This window comes from Sphingobium scionense, from assembly GCF_014197035.1.
GTDB classification, from domain to species: Bacteria; Pseudomonadota; Alphaproteobacteria; order Sphingomonadales; family Sphingomonadaceae; genus Sphingobium; species Sphingobium scionense.
Map to the genome: position 1 here is coordinate 1 of NZ_JACIEU010000063.1, position 10,283 is coordinate 10,283.

7 protein-coding genes and 1 pseudogene are annotated in these 10,283 nt (G+C 62.2%); 4 read left to right on the forward strand and 4 right to left on the reverse strand.

Annotated features, from left to right (window positions below):
• Nucleotides 1-260: 260 nt before the first annotated feature.
• The 4 genes from GGQ90_RS28295 to GGQ90_RS28310 all read right to left on the reverse strand — a co-directional run bounded on the left by GGQ90_RS28295 (nt 261) and on the right by GGQ90_RS28310 (nt 6,065).
• Nucleotides 261-2,759 carry a S8 family peptidase gene (locus GGQ90_RS28295; protein WP_065847560.1) on the reverse strand — a complete coding sequence of 833 codons (2,499 nt, stop codon included), beginning with the start codon at nt 2,757-2,759 and terminating at the stop codon, nt 261-263.
• Between the two features lie 2 nt (nt 2,760-2,761).
• On the reverse strand, nt 2,762-3,736 hold the full coding sequence (locus GGQ90_RS28300; protein ID WP_188084598.1) for an AAA family ATPase: 975 nt from the start codon (nt 3,734-3,736) through the stop codon (nt 2,762-2,764).
• 248 nt (nt 3,737-3,984) lie between these two features.
• The gene (locus GGQ90_RS28305) at nt 3,985-4,605 is read right to left on the reverse strand and encodes a GIY-YIG nuclease family protein (protein WP_083199203.1); all 621 of its coding nucleotides are present in this window, start codon (nt 4,603-4,605) and stop codon (nt 3,985-3,987) included.
• A gap of 206 nt (nt 4,606-4,811) precedes the next feature.
• Complete coding sequence (locus tag GGQ90_RS28310; RefSeq protein ID WP_380766129.1) at nt 4,812-6,065, reverse strand: tyrosine-type recombinase/integrase; 1,254 nt, start codon at nt 6,063-6,065, stop codon at nt 4,812-4,814.
• A 173-nt stretch (nt 6,066-6,238) separates the two neighbouring features.
• Between GGQ90_RS28310 and GGQ90_RS28315 the strand changes: the two genes are divergently transcribed.
• The 4 genes and pseudogenes from GGQ90_RS28315 to GGQ90_RS29575 all read left to right on the forward strand — a co-directional run bounded on the left by GGQ90_RS28315 (nt 6,239) and on the right by GGQ90_RS29575 (nt 9,956).
• Nucleotides 6,239-7,897, forward strand: coding sequence for a Mu transposase C-terminal domain-containing protein (locus GGQ90_RS28315; RefSeq protein WP_017503293.1), 1,659 nt, complete (start codon nt 6,239-6,241; stop codon nt 7,895-7,897).
• Nucleotides 7,894-8,817 (forward strand): TniB family NTP-binding protein, encoded by a 924-nt coding sequence (locus tag GGQ90_RS28320; protein WP_036526781.1) that lies wholly within the window; start codon nt 7,894-7,896, stop codon nt 8,815-8,817. The genes GGQ90_RS28315 and GGQ90_RS28320 overlap by 4 nt, the downstream gene beginning before the upstream one ends.
• Nucleotides 8,814-9,233, forward strand: a pseudogene (locus GGQ90_RS30080) (TniQ family protein); the annotation flags it as partial. The gene GGQ90_RS28320 and the pseudogene GGQ90_RS30080, both read left to right, overlap by 4 nt.
• Before the next feature lie 354 nt (nt 9,234-9,587).
• Entirely contained in the window at nt 9,588-9,956 is a 369-nt protein-coding gene (locus tag GGQ90_RS29575) for a hypothetical protein (RefSeq protein WP_226018261.1), read from the forward strand.
• The last annotated feature ends 327 nt before the right edge of the window (nt 9,957-10,283 follow it).

The following is a 10,283-nucleotide window of genomic DNA, read 5'->3' on the forward strand; positions in this document are numbered from 1 at the left end:
ACCCCAAAGCCGCTTTACCCATAGACCAGCGCGTGGGGCCCGCGGGTTCCTGCACTGGAGGCTTTCGTACGCAAGCGCCCGAAACCCTTCACAAACCCGGTCGGTCAGATCAGCCACCGCGAACGTCGGCTCCTGACAAAACTTGCCAGTATGACACTCCGAACCGGACCGTCCGGAAGGCGCCATCAATGCGGCCATTTCAAGTTTCCCCAATCGACCCTGAAAGCTGCCCGTAGGTGACGCGAACGCGGATAGCTGCGCTACGCTTCGATAATAACTTCGGGGACGATTTGCGCCTTGACCTCAGCATATAGCTCCGCTCCTGGAGCGGCCCTAATGCTGGCGATCAGGCTGTATCGCACCGCTTCACCGACATGTCCCTGGGCGACGTTCTCGCGCCACCAGCCCCCGGTCGGATAGACGATGATCGCATCGCGGGCGGCGAGTTCGGTCGCCATGCCTTCCCAGATATCGGCATGAAGCGAGCCGCGGCTGCGCAGCTGGGGACCGACGGTCCAGCCGGTGTCCGGCGCGGTGCGCGCCGGCGGCCGTGCTCCGGCTTCCGAGGTGCGTCGACGCAAGAACACGTCGAGCTGTTCGTCGGCATGTTTGAGGTCGAAGCGAAGGCCGTGGCTGGCATAGACATGGCGGCGCGACAGGCCCCGCTCACCAGGATTGGGTTCGATGAAATAGCTGAGTGTGATCCGCAGTTGGACCTGCGCTTCGCCGAGCGCCAGCAGCGTCTCGCGCGGCCAAGGCAGAGCATGGACGGCGAGTTCGTCAGTGACCGCCTTGCCGCTCTTCATCTTGAATGGGACGAGCATCTCCTCGGCGACGATCGTCACGTCGTGGTCGAGGCTGCCCAGCGCTCTTGCTAGTGAAGGGACGCCGAACCCATAACGGCGTAGCAGGGCGGGTTTGCCGATCGCGCCTTGGTTCGCACGCATCGCCGGAGTCCATTCAGCTGAATGGACGATGAGGCCGCGCACGGTCTCCGGCCACAGTGCTGGCTTCTCCGCCAGGATCTGCGCGCCCATCCGGGCCGCGAGCGCCGTCGCCGCGCTCGTGTCCCCGGTCGTCGTGAACGGGCGCTCGGCGGTAATGCGATAGGTGGTGAGCAGGGCAAGATCATCGACATGATCGCCGTTCCCGGTGGCAGGGTCATGACCGATATTGCCGCCTTCGAAGACAACGTCCGGCTTCAAAGGCCATTCGCGGTGCCAGCTCACCGAGGTACGGCTGCGCGGCATGATGTCGCCGGCAAGGCCGAGCGCACTCCATCCGGCAAAGGCGGGATCTGTGATGACGGTGCGCTCGGTGAAGGCGCCGACGGTCAGCACATTCCAGGCTTGGGCCGGGTTTTCGATCGGCATGGTGTCGTTGCGGGTGGGATAGTCCGCTGCGACGATCTGGCCTCCAATATTGCCTGCGGCGACAGCCATGAAACGCTGGACCTCGTCGCGCCCGAAGGTGATGGCGTCGAGCTTGGCCGACCAGGAGGAGGGGCGTCCGCGCCAATGATCGCCAAAGCTCGTAATGGCGAGGCAGATGGCACGCGGGCGGTTGGGAGCGACGATCTCGGCCCGCGCGATCGATTGGGCGGTGATGGCGCCGTAGAGATCAGGATCGTTAGCACCGTGGTCGGGCAGGATCTTGACCGATTCCAGGCGGTGGCGAACCTCCACCGGGCCATTGCCATCGAGCACCTCCATGAGGTCGCCGTAGAGCGCCGTCCCGGACATCTGCGTGCCGTGCCCGCCATGGACTTGATTGCTAGAATCCTCGACACTCCATCCGGCGTCGAAGGCCTGCTGGTCCGCAGCGTTGAGATAAGGAGCGATGAGGGCGTGGCCCATGGTCGTCCCGGAATCGAGTAGGCAGACCGCCGGGGCGTCGTCGGCGCAAGGGACGAGCCGTCCGGCGAGATCGGCGCTCCAGGCCCGTTGTTCCGCGCCATGCATGCCCATGAAGAAGGACGGCGTATCGCGTGCGAGGCGGATTTCGGCGACGCTGTCGGTGTGGGCGACAACGCGCCCGAGCTGCTCGGGCGTGCTGCGCGCGATCACGACCTCGCGTTCGGCGAACTCCAGACTGTGCTCGCGCACGCCAAGCTCCAGAGCCAGCGCCGCGGTGTCGAAGGCGGGCCGCGTTCCTTTGCGGAGCCAGATTTCCCACCATGCCGCCTGGCCCGGAGCGGGGAAAAGATCGGGCTGGTCGGTGTAGAATGACCGCGCGACCGCGAGGCGGGCCGTTTCGATCGATGCGACGAGCAGCTGGTTCTTTGGCTTGCGAACCTCCTCGACCGTGCCGTCTTCGCGGATCTTCTCTTTGACGCTGTCCTCATCGCGGTAGGCAGCGACCTTCTTGAGATAATAGTCCTTCTGCTTCTCGGGGACGAAGACGGTCGCGAAGACCTGGCCGGCGTCGGCGGCGCGGACATTGACCAGCTCAATCGGAAACTTGCCGCGCCGGTTCTCCAGCTTGTCGACGATGTCGGCCTGGGCTTCAGGCAGCGTAAATTCGATGTAGAAACCCTTGGTGCCGGCAGCGACATTGGCTTCGCGATTGGCGAGGATCGTCTCGCCCTGCTGCACGACCTGGGTCAGGGCCTGGGTCAAGGCATTGGCGTGATCGGCCCGGTTGCGCTGCGGCGGACCGCCACCGCCATCTCCGCCGCCCTGATGGGCGGTGTAGCCCTGGCGTGCACCGTTGGACCGGAGATAGATATGCGGGTGCGGCCGCGCGTCCTCGTCTGCCATCGTTACCGACGCGCCGCCGCCTTGCGCTCCGCGATGGCGGCCAGAAGATCATCGGTCTCGACGCTTTCGCGTCCGCCTAGCAGCGTGCGCTTGGCTGCCTCGTCGGCGATCCTGGAGAGATCGGCTTGGCTCAAGCCCTCGATCTCCTTTGTCGCCCGGTCCCATTCGAGCGATCCGGTGTCGAAGGTGGACAAGCGCCCCTCGAGGATGGCGCGGGCCACATCGGCGCTCGGCAGGGCATATTCGATCACGTCGTCGAACCGGCGGAACAGGGCCGGGTCGAGCAGCTCGGGATGGTTCGTCGCGGCGACAATGAGACCTTCACTGTCGTCCTCCTCTAGAAATTGGAGGAAGGAGTTGAGCACGCGGCGGATCTCGCCAACATCGTTGCGCTCGCTGCGCCGCGCGCCGATCGCATCGAACTCGTCGAAGAAATAGACGCCGCGCGTATCGACCATGGCCGAGAAGACTGCGCGCAGCTTCGAGGCGGTCTCGCCCATGAACTTGGTCAGGAGACCGTCGAGCAGCACCGAGAAGAGCGGGAGCTTAAGCTCGCCGGCCATGGCGGCTGCGGTCATGGTCTTGCCCGCGCCCGGAGGACCAATCAGCAGCAGCTTGCGGCGCGGCTGCAGGCCATGCTGACGCAGCCGAAAGGCCTGGCGCTGTTCGAGGATCACGCGCTCGAGACGATCGCGAAGATGGTCGGGCAGGACCATGCTCGAGATCCGGGTGTCGACATATTTGGCCGCGACCAGATTGGCGAGCTCGCCGCGCGGCTGAACCATCGGCACCGCGCGGCCTTTGATCTTTTTGCGCGCGCGCGCCTCGTCGACCATGTCGCGCAACTGCTGCGCGACCTTGCCGTGGCCCAGGCGCGCCTCATTAGCGGCCGCCTGCATGGCGACCGTCATGAAATGCTCATCGTCCCCGTCGAAATGACTTTGGAGCAAGGCGACGATATGCGTGGCCTTAGTCATTGTTCCGAACTCGAATCGCTCTGGTACACCATGTTTTCCACTCGCGCTGTCTGTTGCGGCAACGCTCGGAAGACGCGCTTTAGCTCGACTGCCCCCAAGTCGTATCGCGATCTATCCTCTTTCCGGCGCTATGACAACGCGTTCAACAACGAGAGACGATCGGCCAGCCTTGCCGCGCCGGCTGGTAGCCGGAACCATGGGGCGACCGACTGCAGGCACAAGCGCGGCCTCGATGCGCCAAGGGGCAGCTAGCGCAGGCGCCGGTTGCGCTGCAGATGTTCGGGAAAGTCGGGCGATGGGCCGAGGATGACGAAGCGGTCCATGCCGGTCGGCAACGGCTCGGGATTGTCGGCCTTCCAGGCGAGATAGTCTTCCTCGCAGTCGAAGTCGGGAACCTGCTCGGCAAAGTCGCTGAGCCGCCTACAGCTGATGCAATAATAGGCTTGCGAGGCCTCCTGGAAATGCATGCCGCATAGCGAGCCGCAGAAGGGACAGCATTCGTCGAGCTCGAGGTCCGACCATTCCCACACGCCCAGATGCTCGGGGAGCGCGTCGCGGTCATGAGCGACAATCTCGAAGGCATCGGCATTGCGGGCGACGAAGCCGTTGCTGCCAGCCCATTTAAGGTCTTCCAGAATCTCCGCGGGCTCGAGCCGAAACCACTCTCCGGCGGTGCGCCGCGCGCTATATTTCCGGTGCAGCTGCGCTTCGAGTGCGCTCTCTGCATTTGTATTGATCCAGCCGACCAAAACGAGAGTTTCAGGATTTCCGGTCTGTAATATGTCTCGGCGCCGGCAAATATCCTTGGCACGCCCTATCTTAAGGCGTGGCTCACCCGTGCTGATCTGGTGAATGAAATAGACCGGCATGACAGAGATCCCTACCACGAATCCTCAAACAGACGATCCTTTGATCGACTGCATTCAGAAATTCTTGTCCAAAAGCCACTAGTCCGCTGCCAGCCCTATTGCAGCCCCTGTGCGTGGCCAGTCCAGCGAGCATTGAGCGTCGCCTTTTGGCAAAAAGTTGCCGTTGAACACGTCGCGACAGAACGACGGCAATGTCCCAAACTCAGTCATTCCAGCTTGCGAGACAGGCGACCAACCGCTCCTGCTTCGGCCGCTAAATTACGATTATAGGCGAGCGGCATGCGGGGACTTTTCCAGCGCAGCGCGTCCATGATCCCGGCCAAATCTTCGCCCGCGACGAACAGGTCCTGATTAAGACCCACCCGCGTCGAATGAGCGCTTATTCCCTTCAGCAGTCGGGCCAGATCGTCAGCGGTAAGGTCGCCCAATGCGCCGCGATCGAACGCACGCTGAATGATTGCCCGCCAGATCGGGCCGATCGATCCCGGATGGAGCGCCGCGGCGCCGATGTCATACTCGACCCGCGCCTTCACAGCGGGCTTGGACAGCGTCTTGCGCAGATCCCAAGTCTCACGGCCCGAGATGCTGTCGATCGAACGACCCTTCACAGCCGCCCGCGCTTTGTAGCGCCGTACCTGCACCCGCCGGAACAACGGCCCCGCGTCGATCCCAGCGGCCTCTCTCCACGCCGCGACAGCCCGCACAGAGCGGGGCGACAAATAGGCTGTGGCTCCCTCGCCCTCCTGATCGCCTTTGCTTCGCGCGATGGCGAGGAGGCGCGCTTCGGGATCAAGCGCCTCGAGAATGTCATTGATGCTGATTGCGACGAGCTCCGATGCACGGAGCCCCGTGTCATAGGCCACCGACAACAGGGCTCGGTCCCGCAGGCCTGGCAGATCGCCCGCGCACGCCTCCAGCAAAGCTCGCACATTCAGTCCGCGAGGACTGTCGCGCTCCACGTCTCGCACTGGCCCCTTGAAGCGCAAGGGACGCGCCTGAGCCTGCGCGGTGCCCTTCTCGCGCCGGATCGCGCGTAGCCGCAGCTTCACGAGATCAGCCTGGGTGGGATCCTTGAGATCAAGCAGCTGATGGATCTTGGCGATCGACGCCTTGTAGCGGCCAAGCGAGGCGGGCTTGGCCCCCTGCCCTGCCCGCGCGTCGAGATAGTCGGCGACGATCTCGGGCGTGGCCGGCAACGCAACCCGCTTCATGCGCCGACACCAAAGGTCGAACGACTCGAGATCGGATTTCAGCGCGCGGATCGAATGCGGCGAGCTGGCGGCCTGGTAAGCGGCGATCAGTTCTGCGTTGATGACGATGCGGGTCTCGGTGCGCATTTGGGTCGCCGTCCAGGCAAGCTCAGGCATGGCCGCCGGCGTTAGGGTGGCCGTCACCGCAGCAGCGGTGTCGAAATCGCCGATTTCAGGGCTTTCCTGCTTGTCTGGTGCGCTGGCCTCCATACCCACCGCTGTAGCCCACCTGTCACTTAAAGAATACGGGCGGACGAGAAAACGGCCGAGTTGCGTGGATCATGTACAAGAATACCTCCGGACGTTCGACCTGACAGCGCGATTCTGCTACAAAACGACCGGACCCGGCAACACGAGTCCCTGGCGAAAATCGGGGATAGGTCATGGCCGAAACAGGCACTGCCCTCACGACGGTTGATCATACAGAATGGCGCAAAGCTTGTGAGCGCGAGCCTATCATTCGTGCGCTTACGGCAGAGCCCCGGCTCGGACGCAAAGCGATTGCTGAGGCCGGCCTGAAGCTGAGCCTCAACCGGTCCCGAATTTACGAACTGCTCGCGAGATACCGGGAAAACCCAGTGACCAGTTCGTTGGTCGACCAGCACGATGGATTTCCCAAAGGGCGCTCTCGCCTCCCTTGCGAGGTGGAACGCCTGATCGATGCCAAAATAGAGCAATTTTATCTCAGCCGTCCAAAGCCCACCATCGCACAACTGGTCCGTCAAATTCGCTTTTCGTGCCTGGAGCAGAATCTGCGACCTCCAGCACGGCAAACTGTTGTCCTGCGGGTCAACGCCGTGGAACGGACACGCCTGACAGGCGCCCGTGATGGGACCAAAGCCGCAGCAGACCGCTTCCGACCCGTCGTCAGCTCATACGAGGCGCAGTACCCTCTTCAGGTCGTACAGATGGACCACACGCTGGTCGATATCATCATCGTCGATGAGTATCTCAGGAGACCGGTCGGGCGGCCAACGCTGACGCTGCAGATCGACGTAGCGACGCGGGTGATACCCGGCTTCTACATTTCACTGGAACGACCTTCCGCGATTTCGGTCGGCATGGCGATCCGTCATGCAGTACTGCCCAAGAATGATTGGCTGGCCGATCGAGAGCTCACCTTCGCATGGCCTGTCTTCGGCCTGCCAGACATCCTCCATCTCGACAATGCCTCGGAATTTCACTCACGCGCGCTGACTCGGGGCTGCCAGCAATTTGGGATCGAGCTTCACTACCGTCCACCGCGCACTCCGCACTTTGGCGGGCACATCGAGCGCATGATCGGCACCGCCATCGGCGAAGTTCACCTTCTTCCGGGTACTACGTTCTCCAACATCCAGGACAAGGGAGACTACGACGCTGAGGGCAAAGCCTGCATGACCCTCAAGGAATTCGAGCGATGGTTCGCCCTCCAGGTGGGAATCTATCATCGCACCATTCACAGCTCACTTGGCGTCCCCCCGATGACAGCGTGGCAGGACGATCAAGGTAAGCGCGTTGCAGCCCTGCGCCTGCCGGCCGATGAAGAACGTTTTCTGCTCGACTTCCTCCCGTTCGAGATGCGCCGGGTCCGGCGCGAGGGCATCAAACTCTTCCACGTTTTCTACTGGCATGGCGCTTTGGCCACGCTGGTCGCGAACAGCGTTCATAAATTCCCGATCAAATACAATCCGCTCAACCTCTCGGCCGTCTATCTCGAACTGCCCGGCGGCGAGCATGTCACAGTTCCTCTTCGCGATAAGCGGCGTCCTGCAATTACCAAGTTCGAGCACGACCAAGCCCTGAGAGCGCTTCGAGAGCGCGGGCGAACCGCCGTCGATGAGCAGATGCTTTTCGAGATGGTGAGCACGCAGCGCAGGATTGTGCTTAGGGCCGTAGAGAAGACGCGCGGAGCTCGACGATCAACCCAACGCATCGTCGATGCGCTCATCCGCGGCGAACCGCCTGCGGCCTTTGTCCAGCACCAAGAGGCCAACGCGCAGCTGACACCGCCAAATCTCGACGGGCCGGTTGTACCACTCGCGATCGAGGAGCAGTCATGAACGTGCTCTACAGCCATATCTTCCCGGCTTATCGCGAGTATGCCGAATTGACCGATGAGGCCCGGATCGACTGGCTACGCCGCGACCGCTGGATATCGTTGCCACAGGCTGAGGCCGCGCTCCGCCACCTTGAAGACCTGGTAATCTATCCGCCGCGAGGGCGAATGCCCTGCCTGTTACTGTTTGGCGCCACCGGGATGGGCAAGACCGAAATTGTCAGCCGCTTCTCGAAACTTCACGCTCCTCAGTTCGATATCAGGACCGGGCTCAGCAAGATGCCGGTGTTGCTCGCGCAGATACCGCCAGAGCCGAGTGAGGAGCAATTTTACACCGAGGTGCTGACCGCGCTAAATTGCGTCGACCTTAGCCGACTGTCCGTGCGATCGATGCGAGCGGAAGCCAGGCAACTGCTTGCCGAAGTCGAAACCAAGGTGCTCGTCCTGGATGAAATCGACAAGATGCTCGCCGGCACTCCTCGCCAGCAGCGGGTGTTCCTCAATACTATCCGCTTTTTGACCAACGATCTGAAAATTCCAATTGTTTGCGCAGGGACCGAGGACGCGCGGATGGCGGTCCTGATGGATCCGAACCTTGCCGACCGGTTTGGGGCGTTCGAATTGATGCCATGGCGCAACGATCATGCCCTGCGCCAGCTGCTTGCGAGCTTCTCGGGCCTGCTGCCCCTGAGACGCCCATCGATGCTCGACACCGTCGAAGCGCGGCAACGCGTGCTGGCCCTCACCCAGGGTGTGACGGGCCGAATATTCCGGCTCATCGAGGCAGCCGCTGTCACGGCTATCCGCGATGGCCGCGAGATGCTTGATGCCGCAAGCTTCGAGGCCAACGACGTGACGCTTCCTCTCGTCTCCATGTTTACGTCGGCAGGCAAGCGAAGGACAATCGGCCGGGCGACCGTATGAGTTTCGTGGAGCCATTCGCGGATGAACTTCTCAGTTCATGGCTGGCGCGCGTGCGATGCGATCAGCGGGCTCCGGGTGAGCCTTTGCTGCGCGCCTATCGAAATCGCGCAGGCCATTGGCGGCATCCCGATGTAAACCCAAAAAAATCGATGATCGCTGAGCTTGCCGCAAGCGAGGGCTTCACGGAAAACAGTGTCGCCGAACTCGGTCTTTGCTATCGGTATCCGAGGATCACCCCGGATTTTGTAGCCTGGCACCACGTTCCATCCGATGATCCTAGCCGAGATTTCGCGCCCGCTCTTACCCTCCGGTTGAGCTGGTGCAGTCGTTGCCTTGCCGAGGACTATGCCGCTGGCCGCCCCGCCTATATCCGTGCGGACTGGGCCATGGCTGCGTGGGGCTTCTGTTTCCGGCACCACTGGCCACTCGTCGATCGATGCGTGTCTTGCGGGAGTAGTCATTGGGCGATTAAGCGGTCATCGCAGGGGCCGCCAAGATTGTGCTGTATTCGCTGCCGTCGGGGCCTCGAACGGGCGCACCCCAGGGCGCTCGAGCTTGAGCCAGCAGCGCAGCCCATCTGGATCAATATCGTAGCCTTTGAAGCCGCGCTGAGGGGTGCGCTTAGGGGAAAGGTCCCAGATCAATTTCGCTTCAACGACGCTTCAGCCGGTCAGCTGCTCGAAGAATCCGCCAGAATCTGTCTACTGTTCGCAAGGGCCCACAGGCGCTGGAGACTGCGTGATAGACTCCTACATCGGTTTGCGGCGCCTGTGCTCACGCTCGATAACGTTTGCCCCAACGAGCCTTCCTGTGAAATGCCGCTCGCGCTTGCCAGCCCCTCAATGCGTCGTTGCCTTATCGCAATCTGCGCCGCGATGCTCGATGCAGACTGTGACCCAACGGTGCGAAACGAGGACGAGCCGGTTGTCGACGTATGGGCGCGGATGGTCGATAGCATCGCACTCCAACAGTTCATTCAAGATCGTCAGGCGTGCTCGCCGACGTTGAAAAGAACAGTGGAAGCAGCGTGCCATCGGAACGAAAAAGTCGAGCGGATGTCCGCGTTACGGAGCGCCTCGACGGCCTACAAAACTCTCTTCCGTGACGCGGCCGGAAATGCGTTCTCTTCGCGCCATTAAGTACCCGCGAGCCTACGGATGGCAGGCGCATTTGGCCTCTAGCTGGCCGCACGCTTTTTAGCGGCAGGTGTCCATTAACTTAGGAGGTTGGCGGCGCGCACCTGAATGCGGCGCTTCTGCTGGATTTCATCAATTCCATTCCGTCCCGCGATTGGGCAACATGCGCCTATCCAAGCCGCTCAATTGGAAACGTCTCGCGACTACGAGCGGTCAGTCCGGTTATGGCCGGGGCTGTGAAGGGTTTCGGGCGCTTGCGTACGAAAGCCTCCAGTGCAGGAACCCGCGGGCCCCACGCGCTGGTCTATGGGTAAAGCGGCTTTGGGGTGG

Coding starts and splice junctions, on each gene's coding strand:
- GGQ90_RS28295 (WP_065847560.1), bottom strand. CDS start 2,759: ATGGCAGACGAGGACGCGCGGCCGCACCCGCATATCTATCTCCGGTCC.
- GGQ90_RS28300 (WP_188084598.1), bottom strand. CDS start 3,736: ATGACTAAGGCCACGCATATCGTCGCCTTGCTCCAAAGTCATTTCGAC.
- GGQ90_RS28305 (WP_083199203.1), bottom strand. CDS start 4,605: ATGCCGGTCTATTTCATTCACCAGATCAGCACGGGTGAGCCACGCCTT.
- GGQ90_RS28310 (WP_380766129.1), bottom strand. CDS start 6,065: ATGGAGGCCAGCGCACCAGACAAGCAGGAAAGCCCTGAAATCGGCGAT.
- GGQ90_RS28315 (WP_017503293.1), top strand. CDS start 6,239: ATGGCCGAAACAGGCACTGCCCTCACGACGGTTGATCATACAGAATGG.
- GGQ90_RS28320 (WP_036526781.1), top strand. CDS start 7,894: ATGAACGTGCTCTACAGCCATATCTTCCCGGCTTATCGCGAGTATGCC.